Source organism: Ignavibacteriales bacterium (assembly GCA_026390775.1).
GTDB lineage: Bacteria > Bacteroidota > Ignavibacteria > Ignavibacteriales > Melioribacteraceae > Fen-1258.
On the sequence record JAPLFF010000006.1, the window covers coordinates 58,538 to 81,975 of the forward strand.

The window sequence follows — 23,438 nt, forward strand, 5'->3', positions numbered from 1 at the left end:
AAGGAAAAATCATTTTTAGAATTATTTAAATAATAGAGGAAGTTGTGACAAGCGAACAAATAATTGCAAAAGGGAAAGAAGTAATTCGTATAGAAGGGGAAGCAATTCTCAACTTGATCGATACCATCGACAAAAATTTTGCACATGCTGTAGAACTGATTTTTAACTCTCACGGAAGAGTTGTTTTCACCGGAATGGGGAAGTCCGGAATAATTGCACGCAAAATTGTAGCGACATTAAACTCAACGGGCACAGCTGCAATTTTTATGCATCCAACGGATGCTCTTCATGGCGATCTTGGAATGGTTCGCAAGAATGATATTGTAATTTTAATTTCAAAAAGCGGGCATACGGAAGAATTACTTCAACTTATTCCAATGTTTAAACGCATTAATGTTACAATAATCGGCATGCTTGGTGAAATTGATTCAAAACTTGCTAAAGAATGTGATATCGTATTAAATGTTAGCGTTAAAGAAGAAGCATGTCCTTATGATCTTGCACCGACAACATCTACAACAGTGGCTCTGGTTTTGGGTGATGCTCTTGCTATTGCTCTATTAGAAAAGCGGGGATTTACTGTTGAAGATTTTGCTATGCTTCATCCAGGCGGAAGCTTAGGAAAACGTCTCTCCCTTAAGATCGAAGAAATTATGATAACAGGAAAAGATATTCCAGTTGTAGATGAGAAAGAATCCTTAAAAGATGCAATCTTGATGATAACTTCCAAACGACTTGGCGCTACATGTGTTGTTAACAGTGAAGGTATTTTATCAGGAATAATTACCGACGGTGATTTAAGGCGTCTGCTCGAAAAGACTTTGGACATAAAAAATTTGACTGCCAAAGATATTATGACGAAGAAACCCAAAACGATCAATAAGGATTATCTTGCATCATTTGCTCTTCAACAAATGGAAAATTTTAATATTACTTTAATAATTGTTGTAGATAAATTAAATAAACCTGAAGGGATTGTTCATCTTCACGATCTGGTAAAGTTAGGTTTACAATCAAGATGAAAAAAATCTTTGCAACAATATTTTTTTTCATTTTAGTAATCTCTTGTTCTGAAGACAAGATTCAACCGAGTATTGATAAAACAAAAGTTCAGGGAGAAATCCCTTCAAACGAAAGTTGGAATTCTAAAATAATATTTACCGATGAAGGGAAATTAAAAGCTGTTTTATTTACCGACCACTTAAAGATGTTTGAGATGCAGAAAATAACTTTACTAGACGGAGTTAAAATTAATTTTTACAATAAAGATCAAAAAAATACTTCATGGCTTACCTCACTTCGAGGTAAAGTTGATGATGTTACAAAAAATATGTTTGCTTTTGATAGTGTTGTTGCTAAGAATGACAGCGGTACAGTTCTCAAAACAAACGAACTAATGTGGCGGCAAAAAGATCAGAGAATTCTTACTGATAAGTTTGTTACAATATCATCACCAAAAGAAATAATACAAGGTTATGGGTTTGAATCCGACCAGCATCTAAACAACTATGTAATTTATAATGTAACTTATTCCAGCTCGCTTTCAAAAAAGAAAAAGTAATGAAACGATTTTTACTAATTCTCATATCGCTAATTTGCATTGAAGCTAACCTACCCGCACAAACAGAGAATAATAGTATTCTGGTTGTTGGAGATAGTCTCTTGGGAAGAACTGTTAACGGCGAAAGTATTCGCGAGGTACACGGCAATGTTGTAATGACTCAAGGCGCTGTTAGGATCACTTGCGATAAAGCAATTCAATATCTTGCTCGTAATGAAGTAGAATTAATTGGAAGAGTAGTTGTTGTTCAAGACAGCATAATAATAAAAACCTCACGCGGTTATTATTATGGTGATACTAAAATTGCATTTTCTAAAGTTGGAATATTTTTAACTGACGGCCATATTAATTTGAATTCTAAAAATGGTTATTATTATTTCGATGAGAAGCGGTCTTATTTTTATGAAGATGTAAAATTACAAGATTCACTTTCCAACATTTCAACTAACCGGCTCACTTACTTTGATGATGAAGATAAAGCAGTTGCAGCAGGGAATGTGCAAGTTAACGATACTTCGTCTACAATTTTTGCCGATAGTCTGATTCATTATCGAAACACGAAGATCACATTCGCATTTAATAATATTAGAATTTATAATCCATCAAACCGGTTAGCAATTTTTGGAAACAAACTTGAAGATTATGGAAAGAAAAATTATTCGAAGATAACAGATAAACCGTTCTTAGTCCGTATAGATACTCTTTCAAACGGCGCTCTTGATACCTTGATTATTTCCGCTAAGATGTTAGAATCTTTTGACGACAGTTTGAAAAAACTGATTGCAACTGACTCAGTAAAAATCGTACGTAAAAATTTTGCTTCAGTTAACGGGCAGACAATATTTTATCAGAAAAATGATCAGATACAAACTTTCAAACGAGAATTTGATATCACTCCGCCGGTATTCTGGAACGAAGAAGCTCAACTTGTAGGCGACTCTATAAATATTTTTCTAAAGGATAATCGTTTAGACCGTATGGATATAAATTCCAATGCATCAATTATTACTTCAAATAAAGATTCCGTTTACCGTTTCGATCAGCTCTCAGGAAAAAAAATAAAAATGTTTTTTGACGATAAAGGATTAAGCAGAACAGAAGTTTATGGAAATGTTCTAAGCATTTATTATATGTATGAAGACAAAGAACCAAACGGATTGCTGAAGTCAAGTTCCGAACAAGCTAAAATATATTTTAAAGATAAAACCGTTGCGGATGTTAGATTATACGGAAAACCGGTAAGTGAGTATCATCCCGAAAATTTAATTATTGGTAAAGAAAAAGATTTCACAATTCCAACTTTTAAAATATATTCGAATAAACCTACAAAAGAAAATCTTCTCTTTAAGAGAAAAGATATTCTTTCATACTTAATGAAGGACGTACAATATTATGCAGGAAAACTTAGTACTAAGAAGTGAAAATCTTAAAAAAGTTTACAAAAAAAGAGCGGTTGTAAATCACGTATCTGTTGGAGTTGAGCAAGGAGAAGTAGTTGGATTGCTTGGACCGAATGGTGCAGGAAAAACAACAACCTTCTACATGATTGTTGGAATGATAAAACCTAATGAAGGAAAAGTGTTTTTAGATAACAAAGAAATAACAAATGAGCCGATGTACAAACGTGCAAAAATGGGAATTGGTTATCTACCGCAAGAAGCTTCCATTTTTAGAAGACTAAGTGTTGAAGATAATTTAATGGCAGTCCTTCAAATGATGCAACTTACTCAAGAGGAAAGAAAAGAAAGACAGGAAAAACTTTTAGAGGAATTAGGAATTAATAATGTCCGGAAAAATTTAGGATTTCAGTTAAGCGGCGGTGAGAGAAGAAGATGCGAAATTGCACGTGCTCTTGCAACAAATCCAAAATTCATTCTTCTTGATGAACCGTTTGCCGGTGTTGATCCGATTGCTGTTGAAGATATTATGAATATAGTTGCCAATCTAAAGCATAAAGGAATTGGAATTTTAATTACTGATCACAATGTTCACGAGACTTTGAGCATTGTTGATCGCGCATATATTTTAATTAACGGAGAAATATTTAAGGAAGGAACCGCAACTGATCTTGCTGAAGATACAGATGTAAGAAAATTGTATTTGGGTGAGAAGTTTAAGCTCGATCGTTATTCTTAAATAAATGCAAATAGAAAGTATGATACTATAGAAATAATGATCAAGTTGATAAGGATCTTTACAAGCACCTTCGTTTTTTTAATGGTATTTTTTTTTCTTTGATAAGTTTTGTCGCTTCATCATCCCGTTCGTAATCGCCTTTCTCCACTCTATATTTACTGAACAATAATTTTTTTAATAATGCTCATAGACACACAACAACAAATAACCTATCAGTAGTTCAATAAATACTGATTTATATATTATTTATTAAACTCTCTAATAATTTTTTGAATTTCATCTTCGCTAATCCCGCTTCCCAAAAGAGCGCTATTCTTCTCGCTAACAGATTTTCTGCTTACATTTCCTAAAGGATTAGTTGAAGGATTTCCTGCTCGAGCGCGTAATCGTTCTTCAATCTGCTTAGTAAAATTTCCTTCTCGATAAGAACTTTTTGTATTTATCTCGGAAGGAAGATCAAAGGAAGTTACACAATTGCCTGGATTAACCGGCCGAATTTCAAAAGCAAGAGTTTTCACATTCATTAAATGCTTAGCTGTTACGTTCTCAGATATAATAGAACCGCCCCATGTTCCAGGACCAAGTGTCATTGAAGGCATTAATCCGGTTGTATATCCTACAGCCCCAACTGATGCAGGTGTATTAACTACAATTCTAAATGCCGGTTTTTCAAGAGCAAATTTCATAATTATTTCTTTATCATTGGAATGAATCGCCATTGTGTGACCGATTCCTCCGAACTCTAATAATTCTATTGAACGATGACAACCTTCTAACCAACCGTCTACGGTATAGAAAGCCAGCATAGGAGAAAGTTTTTCTATTGATAACGGTTCATCTTTTCCTACATGTTCACATTCAGCAATAAGAACAGTTGTATTATCCGGAACACTGAATCCGGCATAGTTTGCTATCCATGACGCAGGTTTGCCGACAATCTCTGCATTTAGTTTTGCGCCTCGTGCAACTTTATTTTCTAATTTTTTCTTTTCTTCGGCGTTTACAAAATAACAACCGATTCTTTTTGCTTCATCAATTACTTTTTCTCTTAAAGATCTGTCAACAATCATCGCTTGTTCGGATGAACAGAGTGTTCCATTATCGAATGTAGTTCCATAGACAATATCTGCAACAGCCTTTTGATAATTTGCAGTTCGTTCTATGAAAGCAGGAACATTTCCGCTGCCCACGCCATAAGCGGGTGTGCCAGAACTATAAGCGGCGTGAACCATTGGCATTCCTCCGGTTGCAAGAATTACTGCAACGTTTTTATCCTTCATTAATGCATCGGTACCTTCAAGAGTTGGAATGCTTAAACACTGAATTAATCCTTTTGGCGCCCCGGCTTTTTCTGCGGCTTCTGAAACAACACGCAAAGCTTCAGTTGTACATTTTAATGCTTTGGGGTGAGGAGAGACAACAATTCCGTTTCTGCACTTTAGAGATATTATTGCTTTGAACATTGCTGTTGAAGTCGGATTAGTTGAAGGAACTAATGCTGCAACAACTCCCATCGGTTCAGCTATCTTTAAAATTTTTCCATTCTTTTGTATATCTATAACTCCAACAGTTTTCAAATCTTTTATGGATTCCCAAACATCTTTTGTGCCGAATTGATTTTTTATTGTTTTGTCTGCTACTTTACCAAATCCCGTTTCTTCGTGAGCTAATTGAGCAAGATGTTCTGCTTCTTTGTATCCGGCATCAGCCATTGCTTTAACAATTTTATCTACTTGTTCTTGATTATAATGTTTGAATTCGAGTTGTGCTTCTTTTGCTTTAGCTGCTAATGTACGCGCTTCTTGGATGGATTGAAGATCTTTATCGAAGTTCATTTTACGTCCGTTCTTTTTACTAACTAAATATAAAGAGAGAGGGGACAAACTTCAATTATACATTTTTGTCGAAAGGTGTCTACTTAAAAAATTCTCTTAAATTCTGGAATCCGCTTTTGCTTACGGGTAATTTTTTCCCATCAGTGAGTAAAATTTGGTACGATTCTTTTTCTAACAATTCAATTTGTTTTATGGAAGAAAGTTTTACGATGTATGAACGATGAATCCGCAAAAAATTTTTTGGGTCAAGATTCTCTTCAAAATATTTCATTGTTTTTTGTTTTAGAAAATTTCCCTTCTCTGTATAAAACATTGTGTAATCATCCTGTGCTTCAATGTACCTGATTGCCTCAATTGGTATGATCTGTATTTTTTGTCCGCTCTTAATAATTACTCTGTCCAAAAATTCATTTCGTTTTTCAACTGATTTAACAAGACCGTCTAATTCTTGTTTTACGGGAGGAATATTTGTAATCAGTTTAATTGCTTTGTTCAGAGCTTCGGCAAATCGAACTTCAGAAAAAGGTTTGAGAAGATAATCCGTAGCGTTCACTTCAAAAGCTTTAAGCGCGTATTGATCGAAAGCGGTGGTGAAAATAATTACTGGCGGTTCTTCCAATATTTCGAGCATCTCAAAACCGGTAAGCTTTGGCATTTGGATATCAAGAAAAATTAAATCCGGTTTTTGTTCATTGATCTGTTTTATTCCTTCAAAACCATCCGAACACTCTGCGACGAGTTCAACATTATCAAATTTTTTTAAGTAGCTGCTTATTATTTCTCTGGCAAGTTTCTCATCATCAATAATAATTACTTTGATTTTTTTATTTGTCGTCATAAACTCAAACCGGTATATATAAATTAACTCTGAATAAATTATTTAATTTTTCCACCTTAACAAGATTGTCCTGGTTGTAAATTAATTTTAATCTGTTCTTAATATTTTTTATTCCAATGCCTTCACCTTTTCTCGGAACTGATTCGGGATCAAAATCATTTTCAACCGTTATTTTAAAATAACCGTTTTCCATTCCGCACATAAGTTTAATAATCACTTTATCAAGACTTTCATAAACGCCATGTTTGATCGCATTTTCAAAAAGCGGCTGAAGAATCATACTTGGAACTTCAAGTTCTTTGCATTCCTGTTTAACTTCTTCAATAAATTCAAACTTATCTGCAAAACGAACCTTCTCAATATCAAGATACAGTTTTGCGTTATTTATTTCCTCGCTTAATTTATTCTTTTGTTTTTCATTTTTCGAGAGAGTGCTTCTAAGAAACGCTGAAAGTTTAATGGTCATCTCTTGAGCTTGAGTAGGATTCGATAACGTAAGCGAGCTTATCGAATTCAAACTGTTGAAAATGAAATGAGGATTGATCTGATACTTCAGCGTTTTTAATTCCGCTTCTTTTACAAGAGCATTTAGTTCAACTTCTCTTAAGAGCTTCTCCTGGAAATTATTGTAATATATAATTACATAATCAACAGCAATAATTACTGTGTAGTAAAGTATTCCGATTAAAAATCTCCACACTAAAGATTTTAAAAGAAATTCAGGATAAATACTTTTTCCGGTGATAATATTGCTCATAATATAATAACCGGCAAGAATCCATAAACCGGATGTAATAACAGCCGCTGCAATATGATTTAGAAATATCTTAACGGCATTATAATTTTCCAGCGAATTAAAACTAACTGTATACCAGAGACTAATTCCCAATAATTGATAGATCAGATTAAAGACAGCACTATCAAGCAGAGCAGTCAGAATTGGAATATTCAAAAAAAAGTTTAATACACTTACTTGAACTAAAAAAATGAAAAACCAAACAACAAAATATGTAGCTAAAACTTTTTTATTGCTAATAAATGGATTTATCATTCCTTACTCAAATTAATTAGTTATTTGTCCACTTCCGAAAATATTTGAACCTCTGATTACCAATACTCCTTCGCTTTTTCCCATTTCTTCTAAATTTATAAACCGCTTATCGTTGAATCCGCCAAAAATGGAACTCTCATTAATTAATACCTTCCAATTTTGAGGTACTCGGATTTTAGCTTCGCCAAAAATAATATCCACTTCAAGTATATTATTGCCTGTTGCAAGTTTTGAATCATTCAAATCTAGTTTTAGAGTTCCAAAAACGATAGAAATCTTGCCGCCTTTAAAATTTTCAGAATGGATGATTTTATTACATGAAGTAAATACACAAGTCTCGTCTATAATATCTTGAGAGTATTCGGTTCCTTGAGTTTGTGTTGATCCAACATTGAATTGAGTGCTGTGCACATGTAACGGTCCTCTTCTTTTTAATATCAGCCAGAGACCAATAACTAATAATATAAGCGGCCAGAGATCGCCAAAATCAAAATCGAAAAAAAATGGAATATAATGCCGTGCAGTTCCAAACAAACCGATTATTAAAAAGATGTATCCCGCTAAACTGTTTTTGTGATTAATTAGAATTACTATGCCGAGAATAAGAAAGATAGTATGCCATGAGAAAATTGCATGACGCATATCGAACCAGAAAAAATTCAAATTATCTAGGAAGAATAAACTTCCAAGAGCAATTAAAATTATTCCAAGCCAGATTCTTCTATTTGATGTTTGCATTGTAAACTCCTTAAAAAATTGTTTTGATTTCGCCGCCGCCAAAAAGAACGATTCCTTTTATCAACAATTTTCTTCCTTCTTGAATTTTTTTGTTGGGGTCTTTCATTCTTTTATCTCCAAATCCTCCGAAGATTGGAAGTACATCAAGTTCAACATTCCAATCCGATGGAACAATTAACGTGGTTCCTCCGAACACTGCAGTTATTTCAATATTGTTTTCACCTTCTGCAAGTTTGGAATTAGCCAAATTGATTTCGGAACCGCCAAAGATTGAAACAATATTTCCACCTTTAAAATTATCTGAGTTAACAATTTTTGAACTGCCGCCGAAGATACTGATACTTTCAACATAATCATTACTGTTTTTTGATTGTCCGGCATCAGTAGATTCTGTTGAATGTCTGAAATTTCCTTTTCTGCCGAAGATTATATAGAGACCGACTAAAACTAAAAGTAACGGCCAGAGTTCAGGGATCAGATTAAATAAACCGATTGCCATAAGAACAACGCCTGCTGTTTTATTTCTGGAAAGAAAAAAGAAAAGCAATCCGATCAGAATGAAAAAATATTCCCATGTAAAATATTCGTAAGGAAAATCCAGTATATCATAATTGCGCATGACGAACAATCCGCCGAGTATAATCAGCAGAATTCCGATTATTACACGCCCGTGAAGTTTTGGTGTTTCCATTTTATCCTCCAATAATTTTTTGTTTCTACTTATTCTGACGGCAAAGATAAACGGTAGTTACGATTTTTTAGATAGGAAATCGGCGAACGGCGGAAAATTATCGGTGAGTGCAGGATGTATTCCACTATTCTTATTTAACTACTATCATTTTTTTTGTTTCTTGAAAATTTCGACCAAGTATACTATATGTTTCTAAAGTATAGAAGTATACTCCACTTGATAAACTTTTGGGACTCCAATTTATTTTATAATTATCCTTCGAAAGAGTTTTTTCTAACAAACGATCAACAACTTCTCCTAGAAGGTTAGAAATTGTTAATGTAACATAACTTTCAGTAGATAAATGAAAATTAATAATAGTAGAACTATTAAATGGGTTAGGATAATTTTGATAAAGTACCGTAGACTCTAAAAAATTATCTTTCATAAAATCAATAGAGACGGATTTCAATACAGGAGATTCGCCATTCTTCTTCGAGTTAAAGTACGCTTGATATTGTAAATATCTATCCCCGTTGTGAATAGAATTTATAGATTGACCTTCTTTAATGGTATAAAAATCATTTTCATTTATTGGACCATACCACTTCTTTTTATCTAAATCATAATCCATTTCTGATGATCGTATTTTAAATTTAATTGCTGTATTTGTGGTTGTGGAGTCTTCCCAAGATAGGTCTAAATATTTTGTTTTAAGATTTTTAGTATCAAGAATTACGGAAGTTAAGATGCCTTCTTTAACTTCAGAAAATTTCCATTGGTTCTGATATTTTTTTATAATTGGTCGACCATCATCTCCCCATGCGCCTCCCCATGCTTTCCAAGTTACCCAAAAGAGTTTATTTTTATAATAAACAAAGGGATAGTCATTAGTTTGAAAGTGTGTGGCGTTGACTCGAAAGTTTTTTCCAATTTTTGATAAAGAAGAATCAAAACACTGGGCATAAATATTATACCTACCATTAATATCAAGAATTGGATTTGTATCTCTATAGTCTGTCCATATGACTAAAAGTAATGAATTGTCATCCAAACATATAATAGACTCACCTTGCCAATGCTGAGCATTATCATCTCCTACTTTAATAACGGGAGAGATTGAGTTACTTTTTTTATCGAATTTCTTTAAATAAAGTTGACCATTAAAATCATCAACTGATTGATATGCTTCCCATGTTATTATAAAGGTGTTATCCGAAAGTTTAATAAATGTATTAACATGCTCATATTTAGAAATGGTTTCCTGATTTAATTGGAATTTATTTCCAACGACATTTCCCCAAATATCAATGCGTTGTACGAACATTTTTTGACCACCATCTGGGCTAAAATCAGTGCAAATAAGCCAAAATGTATTATCATAATTATTTCCCATAACAATCGGCCAATAACTCAGTTTCGGATTAACATTTATCTTAAAATTTTTTCCAATTCTCGCTGATCCATCCTTTATTACTTGAGCATAAATAATAAGTTCATTTCCACTAATAGTATTTTCGACAACTTTCCAAATAACTAGAAAATATCCGCTATTAAGAAAATCAAATCTAACCTCATCGTCTGTGAAAAAAGAATCAACACTGTAATTATTATTAATTATTAAAGGAGCTTCTATTGCTACAAAATTACTGTCGTATTCTTGGACATATACATTTTTGTCTTTGATATAAGCGTTATAGTAACGTCCCTTGTAGTAAATAAATTTTTTGGGAAAGTAATTAACTTCATAATCAGGATAAACTTTCTTTAATGGGAGATCAAGCTGAATCTCACCGTCTGACTCTTCTGTTACTCTTAAATTATTTAAGGAAAAGCTTGTAAAATCGTTTACTGTTGTAGTTTTCCATGTCTGGATTGTTTGGCAATTAATAGTAAATGAAAAGTTTGTAAATAGATATGTAAAAACAAAAAGATTATACTTTGACATTTCCCCTCACTAAGAAGTATAAGATAATTAGTGTGCTAAGAAACTAAACAGCGATAAATTTGAACTACATCTCCTATATATATTACAATATATTTTATTAAATCGAAATTCAATTCCAAAGTGCTCTATTTTACTTTGAAACTGTTTATTCTTATTATAAATTTTAATCAGGCTTTTTGTTCACAATAATTTTTTTCACTGTTTAAGACAATGTTTGGAGATTATCTCGCAGAAGATAGAAGAATCATCCACTTCTTCTAAGTTCACAATGACATTATCAATATCAGAAGTCAATGCTTTGAACTGATCTATTCCAACAGTGGTTGCGGTAAATCCATCTTTACAAACAATATTACCGTTGATGGTTTTTTCATAATCTATTTCACCAAGTAATCCGTTATCAGATTGTAATCGGAACCATTCCAATCGGTCATTCCAAGATTTTTCTGAATAGCTCGAGAAAAGAACTATTCCGTTAGGCTTAGTTACGCGTAGACTTTCAAGGATTAATTCTTTTTGATTAACATGAAAAGCAGAAATGCCATTTTGTATGCAGACAACGACATCAAAAATATTATTTGGAAATGAAAGTTGAACTGCATTCATTTGTGCAAGCGAGCAATTTGAAATTTTACTCAGCGTTTCTTTTCCAAGAAGTAAGCTGGAAAGTGAAGTATCAATCCCGAAAACAGATTTTGCTTTTTTAGCAAGTGAAGGAAGAATACGGCCGTAACCGCAGCCGAGTTCTAAAACTAAATCATGAGTTTGAATTTTTTGCAAGACATGATTTATTTCCGCTTCAAAATATTGTTTAACTCTAACGGGGGCTATTTCATAAACACGTTCTAATCTCTTAGCTGAAAGTTTATCTGAGTAATAGTCTTTCATGAAAAGTGCAGTCTAAAAATCTATTCGATTAATTTTGTTTGTTCATTTATTATCAGTTCTTGAATGTTAATAGTTCTTATTTCTTTTGCTTCAATTTCTTTGCGAATTTTTAAGCTATCAGCCTCTAATTCCTTGTTCGAAATTAATTTTGCTCTTTTCTCTTGAGGTGGATTCAACTTCTCAGATTTTTCATATTCAATAACTTTTTCTAAAACATCATGTGGTAAATCTGATTCACATTTTGAAAGAATTTCTAAAAACTGACGTTCAAAGAATTGATCAATCTGAATCCTTCGCTTGGTCATATGAGCAAACTTTCCGATAACTCTACAAATATTGTCACGCTCTTCTGGACTCAATTGTTCAACAAACTCATATTCCTCTATTTTTTTAAGACTTAGTATGATCGGCTCTATAGAATCTAATGTTACAACATAAACATTGTAATCTGCCATATTAAATGAAAATTGATGAATAATTTCAACGGTATTTGAGGGAATGACTAGAAAGATATCTTTCTTTACATTCTCTTCTTTTACATATTTTTTCACAGATTCTGTTTGTGCTTTAATGTAAGTAGCAAAGTTGTTCAAATCATCAGAAGCAGGGCTCTTTGCATCAAAAATAACAAACTCTTCCGCAATTTTAATTGTGTTATCAGGACTTCCTTTAAATGGAACTTTGTCTATATACATAATGGTATGGTCTTGACAAATTCTTTTAATTTCTTTTTTAACATTCTCTTGATGATTTGACCAAGTTTCTTTTAGATTATTTATTCTTTCAATTTCGACCAAATGCTTTTCTTCAATTTCTTTGATGCGCTCGTTTTGTATTTGGTCCTTAATTGAATTAAGTGTAGAAATGTCTTTTTCGTATTTGTTAATTCTATCAGTTTCGGTTTGCTTAAAAATTGTATTCTCTTTCTTTAGTTGCGAATTTTCTAGAATTAGCTGATCGCTTCTATCTTTTTGTAATAATAATCCTTTATCAAGATCGTTAATTTTAATTGCTGAAAGTCTGATTGTTTCATCCATTGAGGCTACTGAGGATTTTGAATTCGAAAGTTCTTCCCTTGAAATGTCAAGTTTTTCATTGAGGGTTTCTAGCTGACTATTCAGCTTTACGTTTTCTGTCTTGTTATATTCAACATCTTTCTTTAATAATTCAATCTGATTTTTTGCTTGTTTAGCTTCATCAGACACTTGATTGAAGGATTTTGTAAATGAACCGAATTCTTCATATGCATCATAACTTAGATTTCTAATCTGTCTCCAACTGAAAAGTCTTTGCCATAGACTAATGTTTTTTATTCTGTCAAAGAAAAGGTTCATTTTTTCAAAATTTGGATTCAACTTAGTTACCTTAAAATTATTAGATCAAATTACTAAGTCTTATTTATCAAATATTTTGTTATTCAGCAAATCAATTATTTCATAATTTTAGGGTGTCTTTCTAGGATAAACCAAAATGAATAAATGGAAAAAAATATTAATCGGCGCTTCTGCAACTCTTTTAGTACTCATAATTGTTTTTTCTATCATAGCATACTTAATGCTTAGGAAATCTTTACCGCAATATAATGGTGAAATAAATATAACCGGTTTGAATAATCAAGTTGAAGTTCTCAGAGATAATTTTGCTATTCCGTTAATAAAAGCAGAAAGCGATGAAGATGCCGCCTTCGCATTGGGATTTGTTCATGCACAGGAAAGATTATTTCAAATGGATGTTGCACGAAGAGCAGGCGAAGGACGACTTAGCGAAGTTTTTGGCGCGAAGACTATTTCGATAGATCAAATGTTTAGAACAGTCGGTATCTACAAAAATGTAAAAGCGAATTATGAAAAACTAAATCCACTTTCAAAAAAAATCTTGGTGGCTTATTCAAAAGGAGTAAATGCATTTATTAAAACCGCGAAAGGAAATTATCCAATCGAGTTTGATTTATTAGGTTATGATCCTTATCCGTGGAAACCGGAACATAGTTTAGTAATTGCAAAGTTAATGGGTTGGGAACTGAACATAAGCTGGTGGTCGGATATTACATTCACACAATTAGTTCAAAAGTTTGGGGTAGAGAAGGCAAAAGAATTATTGCCGGACTTTCCGGAAAACTCCCCAACAATTATTCCATCCGGTTTAGAAGGAGTTGCAGCAATATCTTCTGACTTTATAAAAGTAGATCAACAGTTTAGAAATTTTACAGGTTTTGTCGGAACACATATCGGTTCTAACAACTGGATTGTTAACGGTAAAATGTCAGCTTCCGGAGAACCGATAATCGCTAACGATCCGCATCTTGCTTACACTGCACCGGGGCGTTGGTATTTTGCAATAATTAGAAGTCACGATTGGAATGCTGAAGGATTTACTATCCCAGGGTTACCAGCAATTGTAATTGGAAAAAATAAAAATATCGCTTGGGCTTTAACAAATGTTATGGCGGATGATGCTGATTTTTATGTTGAGAAAATTGATTCCTCCGGGAAGAATTATTTTTTCAACAAATCGTGGCGTCAGCTATCAATTGAAAAAGATACGATTCATGTTAAAGATACTGCGAATGTAGTTTATGAAATAAAGCGTACACACCGCGGACCGATAATTACTGATATTCATCCGTTTAAGCATATGTATCCAAACACCGGAATTAAGACTGCACAGCTTAGTATGAGATGGACCGGATTGGAACCAAGCGATGAAATGTTTGCCGCGATCTCAATTAACAAAGCCAAGAACTGGGATGATTTTAAGAATGCTGTTAGATATTTCACCGTGCCTGGTCAAAATTTTGTTTATGGAGATGATAAAGGCAACATCGGTTACATTTGCGCAGCACGGTTACCGATTAGAAATACAAACAGTCCAACATTAATTAACGATGGTACGACAGATGTAAACGATTGGAAAGGATTTGTTCCTTATGAAGAAATGCCGAAGCTATTTAATCCGCCGCAAAATTTTATTGCGTCGGCAAATAATAAAACTCTGCTGAACTTTAAATATCACATTTCAAATATTTGGGAACCGTCTTCCCGTATTGAAAGAATTACGGAATTGCTTAATTCCAAGCCGATTCATTCTAAAGAGGATTATAAAAAATATCAGCTTGATTTTACTTCGCCTTACGCAAAAAAACTAACAAAATATATAACTGCTGCGTTTGACAGTGTTAAGGTAACGGATAAGAATCTTAAACTGACTTTAGAACTTTTCCACAACTGGAATTATGAAATGAACCCGGGCAGTCAAGTTCCAACAATCTACTCGCGTTTTTTTCAATATCTGATAAAAAATATTTTTGAAGATGAGATGGGAGTAAATCTGCTTAAAGAATATATTTTTGTAGCCAACGTTCCTTATAGAATTATTCCCAAACTATTGGAAGAAAACAATTCGTCATTTTTTGATGATGTCCGTACACCGCAAAAAGAAACGCGGGATGACATAATCAGAAAAAGTTTGGTTGATGCACTTACCGATCTTGAAAAGAATTATGGAACCGATGTTGCAAATTGGCAATGGGGCGATATTCATAAAGTAACATTCAAACACATGTTTCATGATAAATCGGGATTACTTGATAAAATAATAAACATCGGGCCGTTCAGTATTGGAGGCGACGGAACTACAATATTTAATACTGAATATTCATTTCCGGAATTATTTGAAAGTAATCGCGATCTAACAATGTTGCATCGTTCCGAACAATATGAAAATATTCTTGGTCCTTCTATGCGCTACATTTTTGATTTTGCCGATCCTGATCATTTAGAATTTATTCTTCCAACCGGTGAGTCCGGACATTTTATGAGCGATCATTATAAAGATATGAGTGAGATGTGGTTAAAAGGGAAGTATATAACAGTACCGTTAAAAGAGGATGAGTTTAAGAAAAGCACAATAAATGTATTGAAGTTAATTCCGTAATAAAATAATTGTAATACTAATAAGTTTAGAAAATATTAAATTGCGCCGAGACAAAATGGAAAGCTATGAAAGTAATAGAACATCTTAATAAAGCGAAAAATACTTTAATCAGTTTTGAAATTATCCCGCCAAAACGGGGCGGCAACATAAAGCAGCTTCTTACCGTGTTGGAAGATATCACAAAGTATAATCCACGTTTTATTGATATAACCAGCCATGCGGCAGAAGTAATTTATGAAGAGACTGTTTCGGGCAATATGCAGATGAAGATAAAACGTAAACGGCCGGGAACCCTGGGAATTTGCGCTCTCATTCAAAATAAATATAACATAGATGCGGTACCCCATGTTTTATGTACAGGATTTACACGTGAGGAAACCGAAGACTTTTTAATTGAACTTCACTATTTGGGGATTGATAATGTTCTTGCAATCCGCGGAGATGATAGTGATTATAAAAAACCGGTAAAATTCGGGCGAAGCATAAACGAATACGCGGTTGATCTAATTAGTCAAATCAATTCAATCAATAAGGGAAAATATTTGGAAGAAGGTTTGCTTGATGCACAGCCGATGAATTTTTGTATCGGTACAAGCGGATATCCGGAAAAACATTTTGAATCGCCAAATCTGAAAACAGATATTCGATATACAAAAGCAAAAGTTGATGCTGGTGCTTCATATATTGTAACGCAAATGTTTTATAGCAACAAAAGTTATTTTGAGTATGTTGATCTATGCCATAAAGAAAATATAACAGTTCCTATAATCCCGGGTTTGAAGATTATAACTAGTAAATCGCATGTAAAAACTCTTCCTAAAAATTTTTACATAGATATTCCTCAAGAGTTAGCGGAAGAAATTGAAAAATCAAAACCGGAACATACACTTGAAATCGGAGTTAACTGGACAGTAAAGCAAGTAGAGGAATTATTAAATAAAAATGTTCCGGCGCTTCATTTTTATATCATGCAGGATTCTAAACCGATTAAAATGCTGATGGACAAATTAAAAATTTGAGTTAATAAAATGATAAGATCATCAACACGTTTAAAATTTTCTTCTGCAATGCCACGTAAACTAAAATGGGGTGTAGCCGGCTGCGGAAATTTTGCTGAAAATTCTTTTCTGCCGGCATTGCTTCTAGCTCAGAGAAGTAAACTTGTTTCTATTTATAGCCATGATTTGAAGAGAGCTAAGAATTTTGCATTAAAGTTTGGTGCTCATAACTCATTTGATGATTTCGATACTTTTCTAACCAGTGATATAGATGTAGTTTATATCTCAAGTGTAAACTCCGATCATTATTGGCAAGTACTAAAAGCCGCAAGAGCAGGAAAGAATATTTTATGCGAAAGACCAATTGCCTTGAGCTCGATTCAAATTGAAGAAATGATAAAAGTTTGTAAAGAACAAAATGTAATTTTCATGATAAATCATTTGCACAGATTTCACCCGCTTGTTCAAAAAGCCAAGGAGTTAATTAATAATCAAATGCTGGGAAAAATTGTTTCTATTTCAGCAACTTACAACATTGATGTTTCGCCCGTTGATAATTTCAGATTTAAGAAGGAACTAAGCGGTGGCGGAGTACTTCGAGACCTTGGCGGACAGATGATAGATCTATTACGATTTTTTGGGGGTAATATTATTGATGTTAAAGCTTATATGGATAATGTTGTTTACAAAAGCGATGTAGAAGATTTCGCTTCAGCAATTGTAAAATTTGAAAAGAATGGGTACGGTTACTTCAATATTTCATACAACACAAAGAAAGCACACAATAGGATAGAAATTTTGGGTTACAATGGTTCGCTTGCTATTGAGAATTTTTTAGGCAAAAAAAATCTTGCAACAAAACTAATAATAGATCTTCAAGGCGAAGGTAAAAAAATGTTTCGCAAGAGAACAAATAAATTATTGTTTATGATTCGTTCTGTTCAAAAAACATTTTTGAAAAATGAACCGCCATTAGTTACAGGCGAAGATGGTTTAGAAAATATGTTGATAATAGAAAAAATAGAGAAACAATGCCTTTACGAAAAGAATTAATTCAAGCATGCCATAAAGTTTATGCTAACAGTTTTGTCGCCGCATACGATGGAAATCTGTCGGCACGAATTGACGACAAGAAATTATTAATTACTCCTTCCGGTAAATGTAAGGGAGAATTAGAAGAAAAAGATCTTCTTGAAATTGATTATGAAGGGAAAGTATTAAGCGGAGATGGTTTGGTTTCGGCTGAAGTGAAAATGCATCTTCTAGCATATCAAAACAGAGAAGACGTTAACGCAGTTGTCCATAGTCATCCAATTCATGCTTCTGCATTTTGTGTTGTAGATAAAGAATTAAGCCAGCCAATTTTTCCTGAATCTATTCTTTCTCTCGGGAAAATTCCGCTATGTAAATATTCAACGATTTCAACAGAAGAGGTTGAAGAATCAATTTTACCTTATATAGGGTATGTTTGGGTTTTACTATTACAAAATCATGGTGTCCTGGCATTTGGGAAATCAATTAAAGATGCTTATTTCAAAGTAGAGAAGCTTGAACATTTTGCTAAAATTATGACTGTAGCAGAAATACTTGGCGGGGCAAATAAACTTTCAGTTGATCAACTAAAAAAACTTTACATGATCTCCGAAGAAATTTACGGAGTTAAAGTTGATGACAAGATGAAATTTCTTTAAGAAATAATTAATGTTGGGAAATACAGAGATAAAAATGCCAAACGGTAAAATTAATGTTGCACTTCTCGTTGGAGGCACTTCTCCTGAACGAGAAGTTTCAAAAAACACAGGCAAATCAATATTAAAAGCATTATATGATCTTGGGTACAAAGTAAAAGTAATTGATCCGGCTTTTGGTTTGAATCAACCAAAAGAAGAAGAAAAATTTTTTGCTGAGAAAGATTACATAGACAGATCCAATAGAAACATTGTTGAGGCAATCAACTCAACAATGTTTGATGATGTTGATATTGCATTTCTTGCACTTCACGGAAAATGGGGAGAAGATGGGAAAATCCAATCGCTGCTGGAATTCCGAAATATAAAATATACCGGCTCAAAAGTTTTAGCCAGCGCTCTTGCGATGGATAAATGTATGACGAAAATTATGTTTCAACATTTTGATGTGAATACGCCGAGATGGTTTGTTGTTAATAAAAATGAAAATGATCTGGATTTGATTCGTTCTAAAATCAAAAAATTCTTTGGCTACCCATGTGTTATAAAACCTAATGATGAAGGATCTACAATTGGTCTAACAATTTGCCGCGGCGATATTGAAGTTCATCAAGCATTAAGAAAAGCATACCAGTATTCAGACAAAGTTTTAGTTGAAGAATATATTGCGGGACACGAATTGACTGTTGCTATAATTGATCAACAAGCGTTGCCAGTTTTAGAAATCAAACCTAAAAGTGGTTTTTATGATTATGAAAATAAATATACAAGCGGTAGAACAGATTATATCGTCCCTGCTGAAATCTCCCAAAAAATTTCCGAACATCTTCAACACCAAGCACTTCTCGCATTTAATTCAGTTGGATGTGAAAGCTATGCACGAATTGATTTTAGAATGACGAATGATTTTAAAACTTATTGTCTGGAAGTAAATACTTTACCCGGAATGACAAGTACATCACTTGTTCCCAAAATGGCAAAAGCAGCCGGTATAACATTCGAACAATTGATTGATAGAATAATCAAGAATTCGCTTTAATGATATTGCTTAATAATAAACTGCTCAAAAAGCTCATTATCATTTTGATCTTGCTTGGTTCCCTGGCTTTTTTATTTTTTAATGAAAACGGTATTCTGAAATATTTGAAAACCAAAAGCGAGTTGAAGCATCTTGATCAAGAACTAAGAAAATCTGTTGAGAAAGTAAAAGAACTTGAAAGAGAAATTGACTCCTTGAAAACAAGCAAAGAGAAAATTGAGAAAGTAGCCCGCGAAAAATTTCATATGATGAAAAAGAATGAAAAAGTTTTTAAGATCGAAGAGAAATAAAAATTGAAAAACAAAATAAATATTCCGCAAACGCCACTTGCTGATAGATGCCGTCCTAAAATTTTAGATGATTTTCAAGGTCAAGAAAAATTAGTCGGAGCGGGAAAACCTCTCCGTACAATGATCGAGTCCGATACTATGAGCTCAATTATTTTATGGGGTCCGCCCGGCACCGGCAAAACAACTTTAGCCAAAATTATTTCTGAATCAACACAATCCGAGTTCCATCAAATAAATGCTGTTTCATCAGGAGTGCGTGAGATTAGGCAAATAATTGAACTAGCAAAAGAGAATTTAGAACAATTCAGAAAAACAATTTTATTCATTGATGAAATTCATCGTTTCAATAAAGCTCAACAGGATGCGCTGCTTTCCTCTGTTGAGAGCGGCCAAATTATATTGATTGGTGCAACTACAGAAAATCCGTCATTTGAAGTGATACCGGCATTAAGATCGCGGGTACGAATATTTGTTTTAGAAGAGCTATCTAAGAATAATCTTCAGAATATTTTAAACCATGCATTAACAAAAGATGAGTTTATTAAAAAGCTTAATATCAAATCTATAGATAACGATTTTCTTTTTTTTGTTTCCGGCGGAGATGCGCGTATTTTATTAAATATTTTGGAAGCTTCATGCATTCAGGAATATGAGAAAGAAGAAATTATTATTACTAAAGAAGTTATTGAGAATATTATTCAGCGGAAAAATATATTATATGATAAAGCCGGTGAAGAACATTACAATATTATCTCTGCATTCATAAAAAGTTTACGCGGCTCGGATCCCGATGCAGCAGTTTATTGGATGGCAAGAATGTTGGAAGGAGGAGAGGATCCGCTTTTCATAGCAAGACGGATGGTAGTTCTTGCATCGGAAGATATTGGAAATGCTTCTCCCAACGCTCTTCTTATTGCGGAAGCTGCATTCAGTGCAGTAGATAAAATTGGAATGCCCGAAGGAAGAATAATTCTTTCTCAATGCGCAACGTATCTCGCTTCTTCACCCAAAAGTAATGCATCATATTTTGCAATAGATAACGCACTTACAGACGCAAAAAATTTACCTCAGTATCAAGTCCCCATTCATTTACGTAACGCACCGACAAAATTGATGAAAGAATTAGGTTATGGTAAGGAATACAAATACCCGCACTCATTCGAAAATAATTTTATTCAAGAAAATTATTTACCTGAAGAATTGAAGAATAAACAATATTATTTACCTTCAGAAAACGGTAATGAAAAGACAATTAAAGAAAGATTAACGAATTTGTGGAAAGGGAAAAAGAAATATTAGTAGCGAACAAACATTTTTCCCGGCAATTGTTTTACCAATCCTTTGAATTCCAATGTTAATAAGTTTACCAAACAATCAGATGTTGCCATTGAGGTAAATGAGGCGATCTCATCAATTTGTTTTGATTCATTTGTCAAAACATTTAAGACTTTCTCTTCGAATAAGGTTAGTTCAACACTAGGTCTCGGAATATTTATTCCGACTTCAGGTTTCAACTTTAAATTCAGTTCAAGTAATATATCTTCAACACAAGTTACCAATTTAGCTTCACCTCTTTGAATTAATGAGTTTGGCCCCTCGCTTTGCTGAGCATTTAAATTTCCAGGTAAGGCAAATATTTCCCTATTTTGATCGAGTGCATAAGCGGCAGTTTGCATAGCTCCGCCGTTAAGTTTTGTCTCAATTATTAATGTTCCTAATGATATTCCGGAGATTATTCTATTTCTCCTCGGAAAATTTTGTGCATCAGGTTTAGTTCCTAATTCAAATTCTGAAATTATTACTCCATTCTTTTTAATCTGTGAAAAAAGTTTTTTGTTTTCCGGAGGATAAATTACATCAAGACCAGATCCAATTACTGCAATAGTTCTACCGTTGGATTTCAAAGCTGATTCATGCGCTATGGAATCAATACCGCGAGCGAGTCCGCTTACTACAGTTATTTTTTTCTCACTGAGTTCGGATGAAAATTTTTCGGTTTCAATTTTACCATATGGAGATGGTTGTCTTGTACCAACAATTGCAAGAGAATATTTATCTTGTTCTATGAAATTTCCAAGTGTATATATAATTAAGGGGGGAAAATAAATTTTTTTAAGAAGTTCAGGATAATCTTCATCCCAAAAAGTAATTAATCGCCCACCTAGTGAATTCAATTTCTCTAATTCGGAAATTAAATTAGATTTAATTTTATTATAACTATCCGAAGAAAGTTTAATTTTTGTTGCAAGAGTTTTACTAATCCCTTCAACTTGCAATAAACTATTAAAATCCGTGTGTAGAATTCTATCTAAAGAATGGAATTTGGTAAGAAGAGAAAATATTTTTAGTGGACCTATCCCCTCAATGCTGAGTAATAAACGAAGATAAACTAAATTTTCGAAATTAATCTGAGACAAGTTATAGTCTGAAAATTATTATTCGTTGATTTCAATGTTGTCTACAATTGCAATTACCATCGTATTAACAGGAGCGTTAGTGTGTCCCAATATTTGTTCAACAGCATCACCCTCTTGAACAACAATTACAGAATCCCCAATTCCAGCGTCGATCTGATCTAAAGCTATAAAATCTTTTTGGCCTATTAAGTTTCCGATATAATCAATCGGATGAACTATTAATAACTTATGCCCAATTAAAAATTTATTTTTTGGGGTGGATACTATATTACCTTTAATCTTTGCTAGAAACATTTGTCTTTTTCTTAATAAAAATCGAAGATTTTAATAAGATTGCTAATGGAATAATAATAATGTAGGCGATTAAAAGAGTAATAGGAGAGATAGTGAGGGAAAAAAAACTATCCCAATTACCCTGTGCCATAAATAAATATCCAAAAGTTAAAACCACTAAACCTGATGCAATTAGAATATAATTGTTCTTATCCCAATAATCTTTAAATGGTGATGATATTGATTTCTTAACTTCTTTTATATTTCTTTTTTCTTTTACCACCACGACCTCTAAAAATTATATAATGAATACTTTATAATAGTAACAATAAGTATAAAAAATTTATCTACAAAATAATATATTCAAAAAATATATTATAAGAATACTTTTGTCAAGACATATTATTTGTGAATGTTATTTACAAATATTTTTTTAATATTTTTAAATAAAGTGAATGAAATTCCTTTTGAGTTAACTCAATTACTTAAGAAATAACTATATAAAATATGATAGTTACTAAATGTAATTTCAATTAAATAGTGACGAATTAATTTTTGAATCATTGATTTATAATAGTACGTCTTGAGTGAAAATTGATACTTATACATAAGGTTTCTAATATTTCTTTTTCAAAACTCTTGACAAAAGAAGAAATAAAGTATAATTTTAAAACCCTCAATAAATAAAGTTCTTTGACAGAGTGAGTGACTAAAGAAATTCTTTAGATAGTTCAGCTTTGTTGATTCAAAAAAATTACAAACTCTACAACGGAGAGTTTGATCCTGGCTCAGGACGAACGCTGGCGGCGTGCCTAACACATGCAAGTCTACGAGAAAAAGGTAGCAATATCTTGAGTAAAGTGGCGCAAGGGTGAGTAATATGTAAGTAATCTACCCATGGATTTGGGATAACGTCGAGAAATCGACGCTAATACCGAATAATGCAGCGGCACCACATGGTGATGTTGTTAAAGTTGCAGCAATGTAACGTCTATGGATGAACTTTCATCTGATTAGCTAGTTGGTAGGGTAATTGCCTACCAAGGCTACGATCAGTAGCTGGTCTGAGAGGATGATCAGCCACACTGGAACTGAGACACGGTCCAGACTCCTACGGGAGGCAGCAGTGAGGAAT

22 protein-coding genes and 1 rRNA gene are annotated in these 23,438 nt (G+C 33.1%); 12 read left to right on the plus strand and 11 right to left on the minus strand.

Annotated elements, in window-relative coordinates; genetic code table 11:
* Positions 1–44 precede the first annotated feature (44 nt).
* Genes NTZ27_05065 through lptB form a run of 4 tightly spaced genes read left to right on the plus strand, consistent with a single transcriptional unit; the run spans position 45 to position 3,697 of the window.
* A complete protein-coding gene (locus NTZ27_05065) occupies positions 45–1,022 on the plus strand; it encodes a KpsF/GutQ family sugar-phosphate isomerase (protein ID MCX6174106.1) in 978 nt (325 codons plus the stop codon).
* Positions 1,019–1,561: an LPS export ABC transporter periplasmic protein LptC gene (gene lptC, locus NTZ27_05070; protein MCX6174107.1), complete on the plus strand. Its 543-nt coding sequence runs from the start codon at positions 1,019–1,021 to the stop codon at positions 1,559–1,561. The genes NTZ27_05065 and lptC overlap by 4 nt, the downstream gene beginning before the upstream one ends.
* Positions 1,561–2,982, plus strand: a complete 1,422-nt coding sequence (locus NTZ27_05075) for a hypothetical protein (GenBank protein ID MCX6174108.1) — start codon at positions 1,561–1,563, stop codon at positions 2,980–2,982. The genes lptC and NTZ27_05075 overlap by 1 nt, the downstream gene beginning before the upstream one ends.
* Positions 2,954–3,697: an LPS export ABC transporter ATP-binding protein gene (gene lptB / locus NTZ27_05080; GenBank protein MCX6174109.1), complete on the plus strand. Its 744-nt coding sequence runs from the start codon at positions 2,954–2,956 to the stop codon at positions 3,695–3,697. The genes NTZ27_05075 and lptB overlap by 29 nt, the downstream gene beginning before the upstream one ends.
* 242 nt (positions 3,698–3,939) lie before the next feature.
* Here lptB and NTZ27_05085 read toward each other — a convergent pair whose 3' ends face one another.
* The 8 genes from NTZ27_05085 to NTZ27_05120 form a co-directional block, all read right to left on the minus strand.
* A complete protein-coding gene (locus NTZ27_05085; GenBank protein MCX6174110.1) occupies positions 3,940–5,532 on the minus strand; it encodes an acetaldehyde dehydrogenase (acetylating) in 1,593 nt (530 codons plus the stop codon).
* A 79-nt stretch (positions 5,533–5,611) separates the two neighbouring features.
* Entirely contained in the window at positions 5,612–6,370 is a 759-nt protein-coding gene (locus NTZ27_05090) for a LytTR family transcriptional regulator DNA-binding domain-containing protein (GenBank protein MCX6174111.1), read from the minus strand.
* A gap of 4 nt (positions 6,371–6,374) precedes the next feature.
* Positions 6,375–7,421 carry a histidine kinase gene (locus NTZ27_05095; GenBank protein MCX6174112.1) on the minus strand — a complete coding sequence of 349 codons (1,047 nt, stop codon included), beginning with the start codon at positions 7,419–7,421 and terminating at the stop codon, positions 6,375–6,377.
* A 12-nt stretch (positions 7,422–7,433) separates the two neighbouring features.
* Entirely contained in the window at positions 7,434–8,159 is a 726-nt protein-coding gene (locus NTZ27_05100; protein MCX6174113.1) for a DUF5668 domain-containing protein, read from the minus strand.
* Between the two features lie 10 nt (positions 8,160–8,169).
* Complete coding sequence (locus NTZ27_05105; GenBank protein ID MCX6174114.1) at positions 8,170–8,850, minus strand: LiaF-related protein; 681 nt, start codon at positions 8,848–8,850, stop codon at positions 8,170–8,172.
* A gap of 130 nt (positions 8,851–8,980) precedes the next feature.
* Entirely contained in the window at positions 8,981–10,777 is a 1,797-nt protein-coding gene (locus tag NTZ27_05110) for a T9SS type A sorting domain-containing protein (GenBank protein MCX6174115.1), read from the minus strand.
* 195 nt (positions 10,778–10,972) lie between these two features.
* Positions 10,973–11,665: a class I SAM-dependent methyltransferase gene (locus tag NTZ27_05115; protein MCX6174116.1), complete on the minus strand. Its 693-nt coding sequence runs from the start codon at positions 11,663–11,665 to the stop codon at positions 10,973–10,975.
* A 20-nt stretch (positions 11,666–11,685) separates the two neighbouring features.
* On the minus strand, positions 11,686–12,999 hold the full coding sequence (locus NTZ27_05120) for a hypothetical protein (GenBank protein MCX6174117.1): 1,314 nt from the start codon (positions 12,997–12,999) through the stop codon (positions 11,686–11,688).
* A gap of 136 nt (positions 13,000–13,135) precedes the next feature.
* Between NTZ27_05120 and NTZ27_05125 the strand changes: the two genes are divergently transcribed.
* From NTZ27_05125 to NTZ27_05155, 7 genes are all read left to right on the plus strand, one after another.
* Positions 13,136–15,598, plus strand: a complete 2,463-nt coding sequence (locus NTZ27_05125; protein MCX6174118.1) for a penicillin acylase family protein — start codon at positions 13,136–13,138, stop codon at positions 15,596–15,598.
* A 65-nt stretch (positions 15,599–15,663) separates the two neighbouring features.
* A complete protein-coding gene (locus NTZ27_05130) occupies positions 15,664–16,617 on the plus strand; it encodes a methylenetetrahydrofolate reductase (GenBank protein MCX6174119.1) in 954 nt (317 codons plus the stop codon).
* 9 nt (positions 16,618–16,626) lie between these two features.
* Positions 16,627–17,649 carry a Gfo/Idh/MocA family oxidoreductase gene (locus NTZ27_05135; GenBank protein ID MCX6174120.1) on the plus strand — a complete coding sequence of 341 codons (1,023 nt, stop codon included), beginning with the start codon at positions 16,627–16,629 and terminating at the stop codon, positions 17,647–17,649.
* On the plus strand, positions 17,628–18,287 hold the full coding sequence (locus NTZ27_05140) for a class II aldolase/adducin family protein (protein MCX6174121.1): 660 nt from the start codon (positions 17,628–17,630) through the stop codon (positions 18,285–18,287). Before NTZ27_05135 ends, NTZ27_05140 begins: the two co-directional genes overlap by 22 nt.
* A gap of 34 nt (positions 18,288–18,321) precedes the next feature.
* Positions 18,322–19,323 carry a D-alanine--D-alanine ligase gene (locus NTZ27_05145; protein MCX6174122.1) on the plus strand — a complete coding sequence of 334 codons (1,002 nt, stop codon included), beginning with the start codon at positions 18,322–18,324 and terminating at the stop codon, positions 19,321–19,323.
* Positions 19,323–19,613: a septum formation initiator family protein gene (locus NTZ27_05150; GenBank protein ID MCX6174123.1), complete on the plus strand. Its 291-nt coding sequence runs from the start codon at positions 19,323–19,325 to the stop codon at positions 19,611–19,613. Before NTZ27_05145 ends, NTZ27_05150 begins: the two co-directional genes overlap by 1 nt.
* A 3-nt stretch (positions 19,614–19,616) precedes the next feature.
* A complete protein-coding gene (locus NTZ27_05155; protein ID MCX6174124.1) occupies positions 19,617–20,912 on the plus strand; it encodes a replication-associated recombination protein A in 1,296 nt (431 codons plus the stop codon).
* Here NTZ27_05155 and dprA read toward each other — a convergent pair.
* Genes dprA through NTZ27_05170 form a run of 3 tightly spaced genes read right to left on the minus strand, consistent with a single transcriptional unit; the run spans position 20,909 to position 22,586 of the window.
* Positions 20,909–22,030, minus strand: coding sequence for a DNA-processing protein DprA (dprA, locus tag NTZ27_05160; GenBank protein MCX6174125.1), 1,122 nt, complete (start codon positions 22,028–22,030; stop codon positions 20,909–20,911). The genes NTZ27_05155 and dprA overlap by 4 nt on opposite strands.
* An 18-nt stretch (positions 22,031–22,048) precedes the next feature.
* Positions 22,049–22,324 (minus strand): EutN/CcmL family microcompartment protein, encoded by a 276-nt coding sequence (locus NTZ27_05165; GenBank protein ID MCX6174126.1) that lies wholly within the window; start codon positions 22,322–22,324, stop codon positions 22,049–22,051.
* Positions 22,305–22,586, minus strand: coding sequence for a hypothetical protein (locus tag NTZ27_05170; protein ID MCX6174127.1), 282 nt, complete (start codon positions 22,584–22,586; stop codon positions 22,305–22,307). The genes NTZ27_05165 and NTZ27_05170 overlap by 20 nt, the downstream gene beginning before the upstream one ends.
* Before the next feature lie 482 nt (positions 22,587–23,068).
* Between NTZ27_05170 and NTZ27_05175 the strand changes: the two genes are divergently transcribed.
* Positions 23,069–23,438: ribosomal RNA gene (locus NTZ27_05175) — 16S ribosomal RNA — on the plus strand; the annotation flags it as partial.